The organism is Hyunsoonleella ulvae (genome assembly GCF_016827605.1).
GTDB lineage: Bacteria > Bacteroidota > Bacteroidia > Flavobacteriales > Flavobacteriaceae > Jejuia > Jejuia ulvae.
Genome location: NZ_JAEPJQ010000001.1, coordinates 717,102 through 737,029, shown reverse-complemented (window position 1 = coordinate 737,029; position 19,928 = coordinate 717,102). Strand labels below are relative to the sequence as shown.

Here is a 19,928-nt window from a genome sequence, read left to right as displayed (position 1 = left end):
GGGCTTTCGTTTAATATAATATTATGAAAAAATTTAACAATCTTTTAATGGGAATGCTGGTGTTACTGGGATGGTGTTGTGTACAAGATGATGATTTTAATGTCCCAAATATTGCTACAGAGGATCCAGATATTCCTGTAGAAAAAATCACTACGTTTAAAGCAATGCAATCCCTGTATGAACAAGCTGTAAATGGAGGAAACAGCACTGTGATGATTGAAGATGATGTGTATATTGAGGGGTATGTAGTATCATCAGATAAAGGAGGTAACTTCTTTGAGGAATTGATTATTCAAAATAAAACAGATGACAGTAACCCAGATAACGATCCTAGGCTTGGCTTTAAGATAGACATTAATCAAAGTAGTCTTTCTGACACCTACCAATTTGGACAAAGAGTATTTGTGAAATTACAAGGTTTAACCATTGGAGAAACCAGTGGTGTGATAACCATTGGTAAAGGTAATGGTGTTGAGGTACAGCAAATCCAAGCTTCCGAATATCGAGATATTGTGTTGCGAACTAATACGATTGCGGAGATTCAACCCAAGATTGCAGAACCTCAAGAGTTAACCACGGCCGATGAAAACACCTTAATTCAACTAAATAATATGCAACTTAATCGTTTTGAACGTGGGGCGACGTTTGCCAGCGAATCGTTTGATGAATTTGATGGTTTTAGAGTCCTGGAAAGTTGCGATTCTGGAGTGCAAATCATTATGCAAACCAGTACGTTTTCAGATTTTAAATCCTTGATTGTACCGCAGGGCAATGGAAGTATGGTTGGGATTTACAGTAGGGACTTTAGAGATGATTTTAACGTGATGCTTCTTAATAGCTCATCTGATCTTAATTTTGAAAGTGCAGAGCGTTGCGATCCTCTAGAATTCTCATGTGGTATAGCATCAAGTTTTGGGACGGAAAATTTATTTTTTGAAGATTTTGAGTCACAACGTAACAACCGTCCCATTGAAGGTAATGGCTGGACAAATTATATAGAAGTAGGTACTGAGGCATGGGAAGCATGGTCTTCTACGGCCACAAATGCCTCCTTAGGGCGTTCCTGTAGATTTCAATCTGCCAGTTCTGGCGATAGCAGTAATATTGGTTGGTTAATTACACCAGCTATCAATTTGGATACTCAGGATGGAGAGACTTTACGTTTTAAAACTTCTAATAGTCGTGCAGACAGCAGTTACATGGAAGTGTTTTATGCTGATGATTGGGATGGTACAGAGGAAGGGGTAGTTGCAGCCACATGGCAAATTTTAACTGATGCTTATGTGGTAAAGGATAGCGATGCTTTTGTGGAATGGTTACCTTCAGGAAATGTAGATTTATCGTGTCTTTCAGGTACCATTCATATTGCTTTTAAATATACAGGAGGTGGTCAAGATAGTTTTGATGGTGTTTATGAGTTAGATGATGTGAGTGTCGATTACCTACAGTAATAAAGATTTTTGTTTTTAATCCATCAATACTGATATAAGTCATTAAATTTTAAAATGGGTAGGAATAGTTTTGTTGTAACATAAAACTATTTAAAAAATGAAACGTAAATTAATAACCGTATTTACAGTTTTATTAATTGGCGGTTTAGGTATTTCCCAAGAGCATGAAGCAACAAGCCACAAAGAAGATACAAACCAAAGAGATAAAAAACATCGAATAGCCTTTGTTTTAGCACATTCTTATATTTCCTTAGAAAATAACGAAATACTATCTATACCTACTTTTGGGTTAGATTATGAGTATTGGTTAAGTAAACGTTGGGGAGTTGGTGTTTTTAGTGATATTGAGTTAATATCTAAAGAAGTAAGTCCAGCAGTAGATGGTATGAATATAGAACGGGAATGCCCTTTAGTTGTAACTCTGGATGTATTGTGGAATCCTGTGGAGCATTGGGAATTTGTTGTAGGGCCCGGATTAATCTCAGAAAGGGGGGATGTACAGTCCCTAGTAAGAATGGGTGTGGAATACGACTTGGAGTTATCGCATCATTGGGATGTAGCGCCCAACCTTTTCTACGACCAGAAATTTGATGGTAATTATGCTATTTCTATAGGTATTGGTATCGCTAAGAGTTTTTAAAACCCACTATTTTTTTAAAATAGTATACACAGGAAAATGATCACTATACCCGCCTTTATATTTCTTGCCCACATAAGTTCTAAAAGGGGCACCTTTAAAATGTCCTTTAAACTGTTTTAAAAAATCGGCATCAAAAATGTTGGCTTTAAAGAATTCAAATTCCTTTTTAGAGCTTTTAAAAAAGTTGGTAGAGATTAAAATTTGATCGAACACAAACCATTGACGCCTATGTTTTACAGTGCCTCGTGTAAAGGAACGTAAAGTTTCAAAGGGGTTAAACAAGCTGTGGTCTTCAGTTAGGCGTTTTACACTTTCATTGTAAGGATCGTCATTAAAATCACCCAAAACCATGATTTTAGCATCTTCATTTTTTGAGGTTATTCCATCTATAATTTCACTTACCTTTTCAGAAGCAGCTAAACGCTTAAACTCGGTTTCTTGTTGCCCTTCTCGCCTAGAAGACCAATGGTTTACAATTAAATGCACAAGTTCGCCATCTAAGTTACCGTTAACCAATAAAATGTCGCGTGTGTAATCAGGAGAGCCATCATCATCAGTTAAGATTACAGAAAATGTTTCGGTATGTAAAGGCTTAAATACTTTGGTGTCGTAAATCATAGCCACATCAATACCACGTTCGTCTAAAGAGTCAAAATGTACATAGTCATAATCTAAATCATCTAAGTGTTTAGAATCTAGTAAGTCTTCAAGAACTCTTGCATTTTCAACTTCGGCTAATCCTATAATGGCAGGATGTTTTCCTGTTTCTTCTCTTCCAATATTAGAAATGGCAAATCCTAATTTGCGCAATTTATTCTTGTAGCGTTTAGGAGTCCATCGCTTTACAGAATTCGGCAAAAAGTCATTATCGTTAGTGAATTTACTGTTTCTTAAATCAAATAAATTTTCAATATTGTAAAAGGCCACAGTTTGCATATCGTGGCGTACTGGGATATCATCAAAATCGTCTGTCATGGGTCAAAAATAGGCTTAAAATTAATAAAATAAAGAATTTACAAATTCTTTATTTAAGATTCTCGTATTCACGAGAATGACAGTTTCAAAGGAAACCCCGATACTAAAATATCGAGGATTTTTTTTCAGACATAAAATCCATGCAATTACGTAACTTTGTCAACACAATTTTTTTATAATAGTAGTGCATATATGGGATTAGAAAAAGCTGTTTTAATTGGTATTATAACTAAAGATCAAGACGAAGCCAAACTTAAAGAGTATTTGGATGAGTTGGAGTTTTTAACCTTTACTGCTGGGGGTTATGCCGTAAAACGGTTCACTCAAAAAATGGATATGCCTAATCCTAAAACTTTTATAGGTTCTGGGAAAATGGAAGATGTAAATGCATTTATTAAAGAAAATGATATTGACACTGCTATTTTTGATGACGAACTTTCTGCAGCACAAGAGCGAAACATTAGTAAAATACTAAACGTAAAAGTTTTAGACAGAACCAACCTAATTCTAGATATTTTTGCGCAACGTGCACAAACGAGTTATGCTAGAACCCAAGTAGAATTGGCGCAATGCGAATATTTGTTGCCACGATTAAGAGGTATGTGGACTCACCTTGAACGCCAAAAAGGGGGTATTGGAATGCGTGGACCAGGAGAAACCGAAATAGAAACCGATAGACGTATTGTACGTGATAAAATAGCCTTATTAAAAAAGCGCATAAAAACCATTGACAAACAAATGGAAGTGCAACGTGGTAATCGTGGAAAAATGGTACGTGTAGCACTTGTAGGTTATACCAATGTAGGTAAATCCACGCTTATGAATGTTGTTAGCAAAAGTGAAGTATTTGCTGAAAACAAGTTGTTTGCTACACTTGACACAACTGTTAGAAAGGTAGTGATTCAAAATTTGCCATTTTTGTTAAGTGATACTGTTGGGTTTATTAGAAAATTACCAACACAGTTGGTAGATAGTTTTAAGAGTACGTTAGATGAGGTTAGGGAAGCCGACTTATTATTACATGTAGTAGATATTTCGCATCCAAACTTTGAGGAACATATAGCATCTGTCAATAAAATTTTAGGGGAAATTAATAGTAGTGATAAGCCAACTATTATGGTGTTTAATAAAATTGATGCTTACCAACCAGAGCCCATTACTGAAGATGATTTAGAGACCGAAAAAACTAAAAGACACTATACACTTGAAGAGTGGAAAAGTACATGGATGAGCAAAATAGGAAATAATGCTTTGTTTATTTCGGCCATTAACAAAAGCAATCTTGAAGATTTTAAAAAACGGGTTTATGATGAGGTAAGAGAGATACACGTTACACGATTTCCATATAACCACTTTCTATATCCTGATTATAATTACGAGGATATGAAATAGATTTAGATATATCTTTAACGATTATTGAACCGTATCCTTTTTCTTTTTACCCAACAAACCACCTAGCACGTTTTTAATTGCGTCTTCGGTAGATTTTGTGTTATCTGTTGTAGTAGAATCTTGTGTTTTCTTCTTTATTATATCGTTTAACACATCCTTAACCACATTATCTTGTTCTTTTTTAATAGAATCTGTTTTTGTTTTATTACCTCCAATTACACCACCAATTAGGTCTTTCACTTTATCCTTACCTTGATTTAATAATTTTTGTTTTTGGATTTCAATGAGTTGGTTGGTAAGGTTTTTTACACCATTGGTTAAATCAGTTTTAACCGTAGGATTGGTAAAAGCTCCAGTAATATTAGCAGTTACAGGAATGGTAATATTGTTAACCTCGGTATCGTTTATTTGCCCTACAAGTCGATTTACTTCACTACCAAGATATTTGGTAGGTACGTTAAATACTGCGTTGTAGTTGATGGTTTTATCAAAACCGTGTGCTCCAGAAACTTCAATAGCTATATCTTTATACTTAAAATCAAAAGGTTGTACCGCTACTTTTCCATCTGCAAATTCTAGCTTCGTTTTTATATCCTTTAAGTCTAATTTATCAAAGTCAATGAAGTTTAGGGAGCTTTCCAATTTGTTCAAGAGCCCATCTTTAGTATTGATGTTTGTGGTAAGTAACTCAGCCAAAGCGTCTCCTGAAACTGAGCTTAAAACAGGAGAAAAATCCTTATCTAAAGATCCTGAAAGATTCAGTGAAGTGTTTAATTTTCCCTGTAATAACTTAGCAATGGGTGCAAGATTTTGTAGGAGCTCCATGCCTTTAAACGATTGGGCAATATCAAAATTATTAGCGCCTAATTTTAAATCGAATACAGGTGTTTTTTCTTTTGTTGTTACTGCACCATTTATAGATAGTTTCCCATCAAAAATAGAGGATGACATATTTTGTAACTCTGCTTTTTGATCTTTTATAAACAATGTACCTGTAACGTTTTTAAGGTTTAAATTATCATACAACACAGTTTTTGCATTAGCATTTATGGTACAATCTAAAAATGCCGGAATTTTAAGGGATTCCTCGTCTGTAGTGGTTTTGTTATTTTCAGATACAGTTTCATCTTCAGACATAAAATCACTAACCTTAAATGTATTAGAGTTTACATTAAAGTTACCTTTTAGCGTATTATCGCTTAGTAAAAACCCAAGTAAGTTTTTAATGGTGCCTGTAGCATCAAGATCACTATCTCCAGTTTTGGCCTTAAAATTATTAAGTGTTACTGTACCAGGTTTAAAGGTCATGTTTGCTTGCGAAATATGGATGGGGTTCACGATGTCTTCAGAAGAAAATACAAAATCTGTAATATCAACAGAACCATTGTTTTTAATACGATTGTAAGCATTGGTTTCAATGGCGTTCATATCAAAAGCAGTATTTATTTTTCCTTTTAAAATCCCCGTAAGTGTGTTTTCTAGATCTACAGGATACACTTTTGTAATATTGGCTAAATTTAAAACGCCATCAATGTTAGCGTTTACTAACATGTTTTTAGTGAGGTTTTTCAAAGTGATGGATGATTTAAACACATCTTCATCAATTTTAAAATTTAAGGTTTTAATATCGATATAGGTGTCATCTACATTTCCTGTTTCATTTTTAATTTTGGTGTCTATGGTAATGTTGCTAACCCGTTTTGGTAAATCTGGGTATTTAAAGGAAGCATTGTTGGACGAAATACTTATATCTATGTTTGGGATGGTTTCTTCAGAGCTTAAACCTTTTATGGCACCCTTTACCTTAAAATCCCCAGTGGTTTGCACGTTTTCAATGCTTTTAGAGTATGCTTTTGGGATTATAGCTAAAAAGTTTTTAAAGTCAGATTCTGGGTTTTCAAACGTAATATCAATCTGTTGTCCGTTATCAACTTGTTGTACAAACCCATGAAATTCTAATGGGAGATCGTTAATGTAGCCTTTGTTGTCTTTAAAGCTGTACTTTTTGTTTTCTAAATTTAAATCGATTAGAGCGTCTAATTTTATTGGGTTGTTACTCAAATAATTGGTACTGTCTAATGTAATGCTAACATTGGCTTCACTTTTCGTGTTCAATTCTGAGGTTTCAGCAGAAAATGTACCGTGGCCTTCGTGATTAAGCTCGGTTACATGAATCAAAATATCTGCACCTTCGTCTATATAAGAAAAAGCACTGTTGTTAATGTTGTAGTCTTCAATGCTAAATGCAAAACTGGCATCACTTTCAGGCGTGGTTTGTTTGCCTTCTTCTTCCTTAGTGATATCGTAATTGGTGTTGCCTAATTTATCCGTTTTTAGGGTTAAAAGTGCTTCTTCTACAGCAATAGAATTTATAATGATAGGGTCGTCGCTGGGGTTTTTAAACAGCTCTTTAATCGACATGGTAAACGCAATGTCTTTAGCCGTGGCAAACGTTTCATCTTTAAACGGTTCAAAATTAGTAATTACCAAATCGTTTACACTAACATGGGCTTGAGGAAAGCTTTTAATAAAACTTAAATTTACATCGCTAAATTCTACCTTGGCATTTAAATTTTGATTGATGAAACGCTTAACCATATCTTTAATTTGCCCCTGAAAAGCAAAAGGTATGGCTATTAAAAGCGCAATTATAATTAAAAGTGTGATACCGATAATCTTTAAGACTTTCTTCATAAATTAAAACTTTGCTATAATATACGTAAGACACAGGTTTTACGACTAAGTAACTAAAAGTTTAATAAAAATTTAACCTAGGTAAGTGGCTTGCTAGCAGGTATGGTTACAGTAAATCTATCTCTTGGTTTACTTTTAAATTAAAGCGTTTTCTAAATAAAAACACACCTAAATAAAGTAGCGGTGTATCTAAAACAGCAACAAAAACCTTGAATAAGAATCCGCTAACCAGTAAGCCTTTAAAATTAGCCCAATCTATAATGCCAAACGAGCACAATAAAAATACTATGGTAAAGGTGTCTACAAATTGCGAGAACCATGTAGAAAAATTATTGCGTAGCCAAAGGTGTTTACCTTTGGTTAAGCGTTTCCAGAAGTGATAGATTTGTATGTCTACAAACTGTGCAAATAAATAAGTAAGCATACTGGCGAATACAGCTATAGCTGAATTTCCAAAAACTCTACCAAACAAAAAATTACCCACATAAGACCAAGAGGTAGCAGGAACCTGCATAGCTACATAAATAATTAACAATGAAAACAATGAAGCAAAAATACCAACCACTACTACATCATTAGCTCGTTTTTTACCATAGATTTCACTTATTAAATCTGTAATTAAAAATGTAATGGGATAAGGTAGGATACCAACTGAAATTTCAAACAGCTTACTTCCAAAAATCTCAATATCAAACGGGTGCCAATAAAAAAACTTTTGAAAAATAAGGTTAGATACCACCAAGGATGTGATAAACAAGCCTCCTAAAATTAAGTAAATACGTTGAGCGCTAAGTTTGTCTTTTTGTGTCATCTTTCTTCTTAGCTAATTTAGCATTTTATTATATGTGTTCTTAATAGGAGCTTATTTTTATTATTCGCAATTAGTTTTACTCTAAAGATGATTGTCTAATCTCTTAACATTAGGGTAACATTTTAATCATTTAGGATTAATGCTTTGGTAACATCTTAATTACAATAAACTAGTTTATTTGCACCAAATAATTTGATAAAGTAATTATGAAACATTTTCTATTCACTATGGTTTTATTTGTAACGATGTTTGCATCTGCACAAAACGGGACTATTAATGGAAAAATTACAGATGCAGAGGAAGGTGATAATCCACTACTATTTGCCAAAGTTACTATAAAAGAAACAGGAGCTAGAGTGATGACGGATGAAAAAGGTGTTTTTAAGTTTGATAACATAAAAGAAGGGAGTTATACTTTGGTTTGTAGTTTCACTGGATATGAAACAAAAGAAATTAAAGCTGAAGTAAATTCTAAAAACACAAATACTATAACATTATCATTAGGTGCTAGTGTTTTATCTCTTGATGATTTAACAATGGTATACGCTTCTTCAGAACAAAAAAATACTACTACAAAAAACAACTAGAAACAACTAGAAGATTTTTTAGTTAGCATAAGTAAAAGTCCTTTTTGTATTTACAAAAAGGACTTTTGTTTTTTAGACTATTAAATAATAATAGAAGCTAATTTTCAAGTTAACAAGGTGTTTTGTAGGCAATGTTAACTAACCGTAAACTTTCTTGTTAAAAAAGTAGCTTTTAGGTAATGTTAAGCTAACACTTTTATTACAGTTCTTTAATCGTCAGGTAACACAATGTTTACAAAACGGTAGTTTCTTTGCAGCGAGAAATTTAAACAAAATAATGAGACATTTTACACTATTATTACTACTCTTTACAACTGTGCTGTCTTATGCGCAAACAGGATCTGTTAAAGGAAAATTAACAGATAAAGAATATAATAATGAGCCTTTAGCGTTTGCAAACGTATTAATAAAAGGCACAACAAAAGGAACCACCTCAGATTTTGATGGTTTATATGAATTGGCAGATTTAGATGCTGGAACTTATACCTTGATTTTTAGTTTTGTTGGTTATGAAACTCAAGAAATAGAAATAACGATTATTGCTGGAGAGGTTAAAGAACTTAATGTGGTAATGGGGGCTAGTGCAGCATCGCTTGATGAGGTTGTTATAACAACTACCACTAAGCGCGAAAGTGAAACAGCATTATTATTAGAACAAAAAAATGCTGTTGCTATAAAGCAGAGTATTGGAGCTCAGGAACTCTCCAGAAAAGGTGTTAGTGATGCTGCAGGCGCTGTTGCTAAAATTTCAGGAATATCTAAGCAAGAAGGTTCTAATAGCGTTTATGTGCGTGGTTTGGGTGACCGTTATTTAAACAGTACCATGAATGGTTTGTCACTTCCTTCCAATGACGTCAATAAGAAAAATATCGATTTGAATTTATTTTCGTCTGATGTTATTGAAAACGTTGGTGTAAGTAAAGCGTATTCAGCAAGATTTTATGGCGATTTCTCAGCTGGTAATATAGATATTACTTCTAAAGAATACACTGGTCAAGGATTTTTTGATGTTGCTCTTGGTGCTTCTGTAAACTCTAGAGCAGTTGGAAAAACTTTTTTAAGAAATGAAGGCCCAGGATATGTTGGGGACTATGCTAGATATAATCACAATCCGTTTGCTGTTATTTTATCCCACGGAGTAGATCCAATTGAAGCTGAAACACCAGCTATTAATATGGGGATTAGTCTTTCTGGAGGGAAATCATTCACATTTAAAGATGACTCTCGTTTAAGTCTGTTTGTAACAGCTTCATTCGATAATAGCTTCTCTTACAGGGAAGGTTTGGTTGCAGATTATACTGCTGGTTATAACAAGCTGTTTCCAGAAACTGAACAATATGATTATTCCACAACCTCTACAGCAATGGCAACAGCGTTGTATAGAATTAATAGCGACCATAAATTAAAATTATCTTCTTTGGCCATTAATAGTTCGTCTGATCAAGTAGGTTTTTATGGAACTGGGGGGAATGGAATTCTATATGATTTCTCTGATGAGCCAAGTGGATATTTTCAGAGTAACTTACAGTTTAACCAAGATATTGTATTAGTAAATCAATTAATTGGTGAGCATAAATTTGATGATAAAATAGCTGTAGAGTGGGGTATAGGGCATAACCGCGTATTTGCTCATGAGCCAGACAGAAAGCGTTTTTCATTATTAGGTTATGATAATTTATTAGACACAGACCCTAATACAGTACCTAGTTTTGATCAAAATAACAATTTTAATAACCAGCGTTATTTTCAAAATATTGAGGATGAAGAGTTAAACAGTAGATTATCCCTTTCTTACAAACCTACTGAAACTGTAAAGTTGATTATTGGTTACGATGGGAAAACAAGAGAGAGGCATTTTGATAACATTCGTTACGGTTATAAAAACATCAACACATCTACTTTTGGTATAAATAGTATCACTAATTTTAATAGCATATTCAACTTACAGAATTTTCTAGATGGTGTGTATCAAACACATGTGTTTAATCCAATAGATCCAATTAACGGTGTTACCCAGACTAATTTCCCAGGAAACTTAGAGAATACTTATAAGGGTGTTCAAGATATCTATGCAGGTTATGTTTCAGCCGAGATAAACCTTAGTGAAAAATGGTTAGTAATTCCAGGAGTGCGTGTTGAAAACTTTAATCAACGTATCGAGTATGATGCTATTAACTTGCGACCTAATGATCCTGGTTTTTCTGAGTCTTCTGAAAACTTCATATTGCCAAGTTTAAACGTTAAATATGCTATTACTGATGACCAGAATTTACGTTTTGCAGTTAGTAAAACAGTATCGGTTCCAGAATTTAAAGAAATTGCACCATTTGTTTACGAGGGTATTAGTTACAGAATTGGTGGTAACCAAGACTTACTAGGAACACGTACTGGTGTAAATCTTACCGATAAATCATATTCAGATATTTACAATCTTGATTTAAAATACGAATGGTTTATTAGTAAAAGTGAAGTACTTTCTGTAGGCGTATTTGCCAAGCAAATTAACGATCCTATTAACTTAGTACTTGCTGCAGACGCTACAGGAACCCAGCGTTATTTTAGAACAGGTGAGAAAGCAGAGATTTTAGGAGCTGAAATTGAGTTAAGAAAAAATTTAATACTAAATGAAGATGAAGACGCTATTCTTTCCTCTGGTTTTAACTTCACTTATATGCATACAGAACAAGATCTTTATAACTCTATTGAAGGGTCTTATGGAACATCATTTAACAGAGATACAGATGAATTGGAAGGAGCATCTCCAATTATTGTAAATGCAGACTTAAGTTTTAAACCTACAATCAGCGAAAACTTTAAGCCAGCTGCTAATTTAGTTTTCAATTATTCTTCTGATAGAATATTTTCTTTAGGATCTGGTGATGTTGGAAATGTAATTGAAAAAGCAGTACCTACTTTAGATTTCATCCTTAAAAACAAGTTAGGAGAAAAGACAGAAATAAACTTTAGTGCCAAAAACCTATTAGATCCAAAAGTAGAAATGATACGTGAAAATACTGGTGATGGAGATGTTTTACTTTCTAGTTTCCAAAGAGGTATTACTATTGGCCTTCAATTTAAATACAATTTTTAATAATTAAATAAATCAATAACGAACAAAAAACTTTAATATTTAAATCAAAATGAAAATGAGAAATAACCTTTTACTAAGTTTAGTTGCATTAACGTTACTTTTTACGTCTTGCGCTAACGATGATACAGCAGATATTGTATTAAACATTACTAATAATAATGCTGGTAATGGAGGTGGTACTCCAGTAGATACAGATGTATTTTTATCAGGAACATATACTAATGACTTAACATTAGATGCTAATAAAAATTATAAAATCAATGGTTCTTTAGTAATAGCTGATGGTGCAACACTAACTATTCCTGCAGGTATGACAATTGAAGCTCTTGCAGCTGGATCTGACGTTTATGTAGCTATATCTCAAGGAGCTCAAATTATAGCAGAAGGAACAGCGGATAATCCAATTGTATTTACTTCAGATGCTTCTAATCCTGAAGCTGGAGACTGGGGAGGTTTAATCCTTTTAGGAAAAGCACCTATTAACTCTGTAACTGGTACTGCAACCTCTACTTCTGAAATCGCTGGTTTACCTTACGGTGGTAATGAAGCAGGTGACAATTCTGGTTCGTTAAAATATTTAAGAATTGAATATTCTGGCGGTTCTGCTGATGGTCAATCAGAAAACAACGGTTTGTCTTTTTATGGTGTAGGTAATGGTACTCAGGTAGATTACATCCAAATCTACGAAGGTAAAGATGACGGTGTTGAGTTCTTTGGTGGAACTGTAAATGTTAGCCATGTTGCTGTAATGAATTTACAAGATGATTCTATCGATTGGACTGAAGGGTATTCAGGTACAATCACTGATGCTTATATTCAACATATCCAAAACCCAACAGAAACTTTCAACTCTGATAAAGCGTTTGAGTGTGATGGATATAATGATGATTTTGGGAACAATTCAAACCCAATTTTCTTTTCTAGCCCAACTGTAACTAATGTAACTATTGTTGGTGTAGGATCAGATAATACATTTCAAGATGGTAAAATAATTGATCCAACTGCATACGAAGCTGTTCGTTTAAGAAGAGGTACAGCGGCTATTTTTACAAATATAAGTATCACTGGTTTTGGAGAAGCGTTTGATATTGACGGCAATGATACTTCAGATCCAACGGGTCAAGCGATTGTTGATGATGAGTTACAGGTTAACAATGTAACATTTGTAGATGTAACCACAAAGTTTAAAAATGATACTGGTGTTGATACTTTAACAGAAGGAGATTTAATTTCTGGTGAAGGTAACGGTACGGGTACTGATTTTGCAACTTGGGGATCTGGTTGGACTAGATAGTATTTTACATTTTTAAGACATAAAAAAGCATCACGTTATCGTGATGCTTTTTGTCTTTATCTAGTTTGGAGTTTATAGAGAGGCCACATTTTTAGAATAATCAACCTCTTTTAATTTGCCATCTATTATATAAGTCCACTTGCCAACTTTTTTACCTTCTTTGTAATATGCGGTAACTGTCTTTTCTCCTGCCTCATTATAACTAATCCATTGTCCTTGAAGTTTACCATCAGCGGTGTAAGATCCTGTTTGGCTTACCTCTCCGTTATCGTGATAATAAACAACGTCAATTAAATTTGTTTCTTTATTTAAGGTTAATGTTCTCTCTTTTTGAGCAAATACTGAAGCACTTATAAATAAAGCAGCTAAAATTGTTATATATTTTTTCATGTCTGTGGGGTTTTAATTAATAATTACTTTACAAATATAGTATTTATTTTACTTTTTCAAAACATTAACGTAACATTAAATTAACATTAAACCTGCAAGCACTTGTTTGTCAAATGATTAAAATATTTAAAAATAGCATTTCTTAACATTGAATTTCCTCAAGACCGATTTTATATTAGAATATAGTATCTTTTATTCAATCGTATACAGTTAGAACATAACATTCCGTTAACATAGAGTTCATTTTAAAATAAGACATTTGCTTATTAAATTTTTCTAGCTTAATACATGGAGAACATATATATCTACATGCTAGTTGCCTTGGCATTTTTGGCAATTGCAGATTTAATAGTAGGTGTTAGTAACGACGCTGTAAATTTTCTTAATTCAGCTATAGGGTCGAAAGCCGTTTCATTTAAAACCATCATGATAGTTGCCAGTTTAGGTGTTGCCGTAGGAGCACTTACATCTAGCGGTATGATGGAGGTAGCTAGGAAAGGTATTTTTAATCCAGGCGAATTTATGTTTGATGAAATTATGGTCATTTTTATGGCTGTAATGATTACAGATATATTACTTCTGGATTTTTTCAATACACTTGGGCTGCCAACCTCTACAACGGTTTCTATCGTATTTGAGCTTTTAGGTGCCTCTGTGTGTATTGCGATTATTAAAATAATGTCTAAAGATAGCCAGCAAACTATTTTAGATCTAGGTAATTATATAAATAACGAGAAAGCTATTGAAATTATACTAGGTATTCTACTTTCTGTAATAGTAGCATTTACCATTGGAGCCATTATCCAGTTTGTTTCAAGATTATTGTTGTCATTCGATTTTTCAAGTAAGCCTAAGTTTTTTGGTGCTATTTTTAGTGGTTTTGCTATCACATCAATTTTGTATTTCATTTTAATCAAGGGTATTAAAAATGCATCTTTTATGAGCAGTGATATAAAAACCTTAATTGCTGAAAATAATTTAGCTTTAATAGCTATTAGTTTTCTGGTTTTTACCTTGGTATCGATGGCTTTAATACAATTTTTTAAGCTAAATATTTATAAGATAATTATTGTTATTGGGACTTTTGCTCTTGCTGTAGCCTTTGCAGGTAACGATTTAGTTAATTTTATTGGAGTGCCTATTGCTGCATATAATTCGTTTGAAGCATGGTCTGTAAGCTCCGTTTTACCCACAAATTTCCCAATGTTGGCTTTAAGCGAACCGGTAGCAACAGAACCATACTTACTGCTTATTGCAGGCTTAGTAATGGTGTTAACGTTATGGTTTTCTAGTAAGGCTAAAGCGGTTGTAAAAACATCGGTAGACCTTTCTAGGCAGGATGAGGTTAATGAGCGTTTTGAACCTAATTTCCTATCTAGAAATATTGTGAGACTAAGTATTAATGCCTCTAACCAATTTAACAGTTTGCTATCAGAATCGGCAAAAAAATACATTGATAAACAATTTACGCAAAGTAATTACAATGCTGCAGTAAAAGCTAAGGATAAACCTGCGTTTGATTTGGTAAGAGCATCTGTAAATTTGATGGTAGCTAGTGTATTAATCTCTATTGCAACTTCTATGAAGTTACCGTTATCTACTACCTATGTTACGTTTATGGTAGCCATGGGAACCTCTTTGGCAGACCGTGCTTGGGGCGCTGAAAGTGCTGTGTACCGCGTTGCAGGTGTGCTTAATGTAATAGGAGGATGGTTTTTTACTGCGTTTAGTGCTTTTGTCGCTGCAGCCATTATGGCTTTTATCCTTTATTTTGGAAAAGGTTATGCGTTAACTGGTTTGTTAATTTTGGCAACTGCACTCCTTATAAAAAACTACTTAACACACCGTAAACAGTCAAAGGAATTAAAGGAAGAAGATACATTGCAAAAAGCAGAGAGTAGTTCTACGCAAGGGGTTATTGTAGAGAGCGCCAGTAATATTGCAAATGTAGTAAGACGCGGTAACAAGATTTACACCAGTGCGGTAAATGGTTTGGCTACCCATAACCTTAAAGATTTAAAGAAGAATAAAAAACAAATAGAGAAATTGTCTTATGAAATAGACGATTTAAAGGATAACATCTATTACTTCATAAAAAACCTTGAAGATCCCAGTGTAAATGCCAGTAATTTTTACATAAGTGTTTTAGGGTATCTTCAAGATATGGCACAGTCTTTAACATATATATCTAACGCTAGTTTTAAACATGTTAACAATAACCATAAGAAGCTTAAGTTTAGCCAGATAAAAGAGTTAAAAGAAATAGATTCCCATTTAGAGCAGCTTTTTGAGCACACTAGAAAGGCATTTGATACAGAGACATTTGAAGAAATCGGGATAATTTTAAGTGAAAAAAATAAGTTTTTTGATTTAGTTACAGATAAGATCCAAAAGCAAGTAGAAAGAACAAGATCAGAAGAATCGAGTCCTAAAAACACAACGTTGTATTTTAGTCTGTTACTCGAAACTAAAGACTTGTTAAAAGCGACTTGGTCGTTACTAGATGAATACCATAATGCACACGATGCTAGTGTAAAACCTGCTACTATCACAGATCAAGAGGAATAATAAAACGTTTTACTTTAAAATTCCTTTTTCCCAAATTCACTATCTATAAAGGTCGATTTGTTTTTACCTTGTTTAAAGGTATAAGATAGGTTTAATATAATCATGTCCACTTCATAAATGTAATTAGTGGTTGTAAAAAACTCATTTGCCCTAGCGGTGGTAATGCGCTGTTCGTTAGTGTCCAGCAACCCTAAATCTATATGCTGCCATTGTAGCGTTGCAGTAAGCCTATTATTCATAAATGATTTTTGGAATGTAAGATTGGGTGAGTAAAATCGAGAATCTTCGCCTTGAGCTGTATTTCTATCAGATAGATAATTAAATGTAAACTGAAGTGATGCATTATCCCAAAATTGCCATGTTGAATTTAGATTAATGGAATAAATTGTAGCATCATTATTGATAGTCCTGTTATCAAAATTACCTTTGATGCTGTAATTATAAATATTTGCGCCTATAAAATTGCTCCACGTTTTGGTGGGCTTTAATGTTGCACCTAGTTCTAGCCCAATAGCTTTGGCATTTCCAACATTAGAATATATTCTATTTAAAATAGTATCATTAAATACTGTATTAACCCGGTTTACTACGTTATTAATATGTCTAAAATACCCGGTTGCAAAAATAGAATTGCCACCTTTTAAATCTTTGGTCACGCCTATCTCAACTAAATCAATAAACTCGGGTCTTAAATTTTTATCGCCTTGTTCTAGGGTTTCAGAATGCTCACGTTCAGCAAACGGGTTCATTTTAAATGTAGAATTACGTTCCACACGTTTGCTATAAGCAGCTTTTATTTTTGTACTCCTATTGATTGTATATTGAAATGAAGCGGACGGGTAGAGTCTTACAAAATCGTAATTCAAAGTTTCATCAACAGTATTGGTTTTGTCTTTTAATCGGAACGATCTATCCATCACTTCTAATCGAGATCCGGCAGCATATTCCCAGTTTCCGTTTTGTCCTGAAAATTGAATATACCCAGAGTGAATGGTTCTTTCTAAATCTACTTCACTTGAAAATTCCGGAACCAACTCAAAATCATCATTAAAACTAGTACGTCTTTCATAAATAAAATCCCCCGTATGGGTTAAGTCCCTGTATTGATATCCTGTTTCTAGAGTACCAAAATTAAAAGGTTTGAATTTGTAATCTAATTGAAAACGTACCCCGTTAAGCGGATTGTCATTAGTATTAAATTCATCTTGAAATAAAATAGAACGATCAGGCTCTCCTAAGTTTTGATTTACCGTTGGTCCACCCAAAAGCGTATACTCATAAAGTAGTGATGCAGATAATTCTGAACTATTTTTAAAACTATGTATCCAGTCTAAACTTCCTAAAATAAAATCGCCTTTGCGTTCTCTAAGGTTGTGATTAAAATACTGGAATGTATAATCTCTATTATTACTGTTTGCGGGTGTTACAGCATGATTATCAAAATATACGATATCAGCTAAACGTGCCTTGCTTCGTTTTCCTGCAAAAAAACCAAAGGAAAAGATGTTGGTTTCGTTGGGTGTAAAATCTAAAGTAAAACGGCCACTATAATTGGTTTCGTCAAAACTACGTTCGCCTGTTGATGGGAAACGTGTTAGGGTATCATTTATAATTGTAAACACATCGCCTTCTCGCCTTCCACCTAAATCATTTCTTTGATAATTTACACCTAAAGAGATGTTCCAGATATCATTTCTAACATTATACGTGGCATCAATACCATGGCGTTTATGTGATACATCGTTACCATACGTTTCAATGGATGGTAAACCGCCCTTAATATTTACTTGTCCAAAGGCTCCATTTGTTACACCTTTATTAGTTAAAATATTAATAATTCCAGCTTTGCCCTCTGGGTCGTACTTGGCAGATGGGGCCGTGATTACTTCAACTTTTTTTATTGCATTGGCTGGCAGCTGCGCTATAAGGTTGGTTGCACTCCCTTGAATTGGTTTACCGTTTAACAATACCACAAAACCAGAACTACCACGAACAGTAATTTCTCCTTGACTGTCTATGCTTACGGATGGTAAGTTTCTAATAACATCAATTCCAGAGCCACCCTGGGCATTTTTAAACTTTGAAGCTTCAAAAATTTGCCGGTCAATTTTATTTACCACAGATTTTTTTTCTGCATTTACAACCACTTCATTTAATTGTGTGCCTAATACCAATTGTATAGTCCCTACATCAATGGCCTCTCCTTTTTTTGTAATAGTAATGTTCTCAATTCGCTTTTTTTCGTAACCTAAAAAAGAAGCTTCCAAATAATAGCTTCCTTTTTTAATGTTTTTAAAAGTAAAAGCACCATTGTTATCTGATATTACTCCAGCTATTAAAGTTCCATTTTTTAATTCAAACAAAGCAGCAGTAGCATACTCTAGGGGTGTGTTTTGTTCGTCAACTATTACACCTTTTATTTGCGAAAAACCATTGTAGGTTAGAAGTAAATAACCAATAAGTATTAAAATAGATTTTTGATGTAATAGCATATAAGTTCCTTTGTTTAAAAAGCCAACACAAATGTAAATAAACCTATGGGTTAAGCATTGGTTATGGTATTAAAATAGAGGTATTAGGGACTTAATTTTTTCGTTATGTAATTAAAGAACATGTATCTGTGTTTTTCTGAAAATAAAATAGTATTTCAACGTCCAAAACAACACTTTTATCGTATATGTGACAAACCTAAAGTTATTATTATGAAAAAATTTTCTATTACACTTTTAATTGCAGTAGTTACATTGTCTTGTGTTTCAAAGAAGAAATACATAGCCTTACAGCAGGAGAATGGCGAAATTAAAAGCGAATTACAAAAAACTAGAGTTGCTAAAGAAGATTTAGAAGCAAAATTCGACAAAATTCAAGCTAGAGTTGAGACGTACAATTCTAAAATAGCATCGCTTAAACAAGAAAATGATGTAAAACTAGATGCTGTTGGAAATGTTGCTGTAATTTCTAACGATACGAAATTAAAAATGCGAGAAACGCTTAAAAATGTTGATGCAGAAAAGTTAGCACAAGCAGAGACGCTTAAAGATTCTATGAATTTGGCTGTTGCTTACAACTTAGAAAAAGCTATTAGTGAAAGTAATATTGATGAAGATGAGGATTTCGCCGTAAATATTAATGAAACTGTGGTAATGATTTCTATTGCAGATAACATGTTATTTAATACTGGGAGTTACAGATTAAGTCCTAAAGCGGATACTGTACTTAAAAAATTAGCTGATGTTATCAATTCAGAACCTAGTTTGGATATTATGGTAGAAGGGCATACAGATGCAAGAACCATTAACACAGAATTTCTTGCTGACAACTGGGACTTAAGTGTGATGAGAGCTACTTCAGTAGTGCGTAAACTCCAAGAAAAATATAATGTATCTCCAGAACAGTTAATTGCAGCTGGGAGAAGTAGTTATCAACCAATTGCAGAGAATGATTCTAGAGAAAACAGAGCAAAAAATAGACGTACAAAAATTATTATTTTACCAAACATAGATAAGTTTTTTGCTTTAATGTCTGAAAACGATACTACTATTGCAGAACATAACATCTTAGATTAATTAATCCATTTATCTAAAATTAGAAAAGCACTTCACGTTGTTGAAGTGCTTTTTTTGTGGTGTGTAGCGTTTGACAAAAAACTATATTTGCCAACTTAATTTAAAACTAATTATTATGATTCCAGTAAACGAATATTTTGATGGTAATGTAAAATCATTAGGCTATAAATTTAATACAGGAAACTCTACTATAGGTGTAATGGAAGAAGGCGAATACGAGTTTGGAACTAGTACTCATGAAACTATGACGGTTATTGAAGGCGAGATGCTTGTAAAACTTCCAAATTCTAATGAATGGAAAACCTTTACGGCTGGAGAAAGTTATGACATCGAAGCCAACGAGAAATTTACTGTAAAAGTTTCGAGCCAGACGTCTTATTTGTGTAAATACGCATAGTTTTTACAGGAGCAATTACAATACAGTTATTTTAAATAAAAAAGCATCATTCCTTGGGATATGATGCTTTTT

At 33.5% G+C, this 19,928-nt stretch carries 14 protein-coding genes; 9 read left to right on the top strand and 5 right to left on the bottom strand.

The features are described 5' to 3' along the window. Nucleotides 1-23 precede the first annotated feature (23 nt). Nucleotides 24-1,451: a DUF5689 domain-containing protein gene (locus tag JS605_RS03500; RefSeq protein WP_203256276.1), complete on the top strand. Its 1,428-nt coding sequence runs from the start codon at nt 24-26 to the stop codon at nt 1,449-1,451. Between the two features lie 97 nt (nt 1,452-1,548). Then, complete coding sequence (locus JS605_RS03495; RefSeq protein WP_203256275.1) at nt 1,549-2,091, top strand: hypothetical protein; 543 nt, start codon at nt 1,549-1,551, stop codon at nt 2,089-2,091. Between the two features lie 6 nt (nt 2,092-2,097). Here the strand turns inward: JS605_RS03495 and JS605_RS03490 are convergent, their stop codons facing one another. Beyond that, nucleotides 2,098-3,066, bottom strand: coding sequence for an endonuclease/exonuclease/phosphatase family protein (locus JS605_RS03490; protein ID WP_203256274.1), 969 nt, complete (start codon nt 3,064-3,066; stop codon nt 2,098-2,100). A gap of 192 nt (nt 3,067-3,258) precedes the next feature. On the opposite strand from JS605_RS03490, the gene hflX reads away from it, so the two are divergent. Next, nucleotides 3,259-4,458, top strand: a complete 1,200-nt coding sequence (gene hflX, locus JS605_RS03485; RefSeq protein ID WP_203256273.1) for a GTPase HflX — start codon at nt 3,259-3,261, stop codon at nt 4,456-4,458. A 21-nt stretch (nt 4,459-4,479) separates the two neighbouring features. Here the strand turns inward: hflX and JS605_RS03480 are convergent, their stop codons facing one another. Both JS605_RS03480 and JS605_RS03475 read right to left on the bottom strand, forming a co-directional pair. Then, a complete protein-coding gene (locus tag JS605_RS03480) occupies nt 4,480-7,152 on the bottom strand; it encodes an AsmA-like C-terminal region-containing protein (protein ID WP_203256272.1) in 2,673 nt (890 codons plus the stop codon). A 106-nt stretch (nt 7,153-7,258) separates the two neighbouring features. Beyond that, complete coding sequence (locus JS605_RS03475) at nt 7,259-7,963, bottom strand: queuosine precursor transporter (protein WP_203256271.1); 705 nt, start codon at nt 7,961-7,963, stop codon at nt 7,259-7,261. A gap of 206 nt (nt 7,964-8,169) precedes the next feature. On the opposite strand from JS605_RS03475, the gene JS605_RS03470 reads away from it, so the two are divergent. The 3 genes from JS605_RS03470 (at nt 8,170) to JS605_RS03460 (ending at nt 12,935) form a co-directional block, all read left to right on the top strand. Continuing rightward, on the top strand, nt 8,170-8,550 hold the full coding sequence (locus tag JS605_RS03470) for a carboxypeptidase-like regulatory domain-containing protein (protein WP_203256270.1): 381 nt from the start codon (nt 8,170-8,172) through the stop codon (nt 8,548-8,550). Between the two features lie 277 nt (nt 8,551-8,827). Further along, complete coding sequence (locus tag JS605_RS03465) at nt 8,828-11,641, top strand: TonB-dependent receptor (protein WP_203256269.1); 2,814 nt, start codon at nt 8,828-8,830, stop codon at nt 11,639-11,641. Between the two features lie 55 nt (nt 11,642-11,696). Continuing rightward, entirely contained in the window at nt 11,697-12,935 is a 1,239-nt protein-coding gene (locus JS605_RS03460; protein WP_203256268.1) for a multidrug transporter, read from the top strand. Nucleotides 12,936-13,007: 72 nt separating this feature from the next. Here the strand turns inward: JS605_RS03460 and JS605_RS03455 are convergent, their stop codons facing one another. Next, nucleotides 13,008-13,325, bottom strand: coding sequence for a toxin-antitoxin system YwqK family antitoxin (locus JS605_RS03455; RefSeq protein ID WP_130936336.1), 318 nt, complete (start codon nt 13,323-13,325; stop codon nt 13,008-13,010). A gap of 288 nt (nt 13,326-13,613) precedes the next feature. On the opposite strand from JS605_RS03455, the gene JS605_RS03450 reads away from it, so the two are divergent. Beyond that, on the top strand, nt 13,614-15,893 hold the full coding sequence (locus JS605_RS03450; RefSeq protein ID WP_203256267.1) for an inorganic phosphate transporter: 2,280 nt from the start codon (nt 13,614-13,616) through the stop codon (nt 15,891-15,893). A 14-nt stretch (nt 15,894-15,907) separates the two neighbouring features. Here JS605_RS03450 and JS605_RS03445 read toward each other — a convergent pair whose 3' ends face one another. Next, complete coding sequence (locus JS605_RS03445) at nt 15,908-18,385, bottom strand: outer membrane beta-barrel protein (protein WP_203256266.1); 2,478 nt, start codon at nt 18,383-18,385, stop codon at nt 15,908-15,910. Between the two features lie 210 nt (nt 18,386-18,595). Here JS605_RS03445 and JS605_RS03440 point away from each other — a divergent pair, with 210 nt between their 5' ends. Both JS605_RS03440 and ppnP read left to right on the top strand, forming a co-directional pair. Beyond that, on the top strand, nt 18,596-19,459 hold the full coding sequence (locus tag JS605_RS03440) for an OmpA/MotB family protein (protein ID WP_203256265.1): 864 nt from the start codon (nt 18,596-18,598) through the stop codon (nt 19,457-19,459). Nucleotides 19,460-19,574: 115 nt separating this feature from the next. Then, nucleotides 19,575-19,856 (top strand): pyrimidine/purine nucleoside phosphorylase, encoded by a 282-nt coding sequence (ppnP, locus tag JS605_RS03435; protein ID WP_203256264.1) that lies wholly within the window; start codon nt 19,575-19,577, stop codon nt 19,854-19,856. Nucleotides 19,857-19,928 lie beyond the last annotated feature (72 nt).

Bases quoted from the DNA above. Each gene is read 5' to 3' on its own strand.
- JS605_RS03460 (WP_203256268.1), top strand. From the start codon at position 11,697: ATGAGAAATAACCTTTTACTAAGTTTAGTTGCATTAACGTTACTTTTT.
- JS605_RS03445 (WP_203256266.1), bottom strand. From the start codon at position 18,385: ATGCTATTACATCAAAAATCTATTTTAATACTTATTGGTTATTTACTT.
- JS605_RS03475 (WP_203256271.1), bottom strand. From the start codon at position 7,963: ATGACACAAAAAGACAAACTTAGCGCTCAACGTATTTACTTAATTTTA.
- JS605_RS03470 (WP_203256270.1), top strand. From the start codon at position 8,170: ATGAAACATTTTCTATTCACTATGGTTTTATTTGTAACGATGTTTGCA.
- JS605_RS03480 (WP_203256272.1), bottom strand. From the start codon at position 7,152: ATGAAGAAAGTCTTAAAGATTATCGGTATCACACTTTTAATTATAATT.
- JS605_RS03450 (WP_203256267.1), top strand. From the start codon at position 13,614: ATGGAGAACATATATATCTACATGCTAGTTGCCTTGGCATTTTTGGCA.
- JS605_RS03495 (WP_203256275.1), top strand. From the start codon at position 1,549: ATGAAACGTAAATTAATAACCGTATTTACAGTTTTATTAATTGGCGGT.
- hflX (WP_203256273.1), top strand. From the start codon at position 3,259: ATGGGATTAGAAAAAGCTGTTTTAATTGGTATTATAACTAAAGATCAA.
- JS605_RS03465 (WP_203256269.1), top strand. From the start codon at position 8,828: ATGAGACATTTTACACTATTATTACTACTCTTTACAACTGTGCTGTCT.
- JS605_RS03500 (WP_203256276.1), top strand. From the start codon at position 24: ATGAAAAAATTTAACAATCTTTTAATGGGAATGCTGGTGTTACTGGGA.
- ppnP (WP_203256264.1), top strand. From the start codon at position 19,575: ATGATTCCAGTAAACGAATATTTTGATGGTAATGTAAAATCATTAGGC.
- JS605_RS03455 (WP_130936336.1), bottom strand. From the start codon at position 13,325: ATGAAAAAATATATAACAATTTTAGCTGCTTTATTTATAAGTGCTTCA.
- JS605_RS03490 (WP_203256274.1), bottom strand. From the start codon at position 3,066: ATGACAGACGATTTTGATGATATCCCAGTACGCCACGATATGCAAACT.
- JS605_RS03440 (WP_203256265.1), top strand. From the start codon at position 18,596: ATGAAAAAATTTTCTATTACACTTTTAATTGCAGTAGTTACATTGTCT.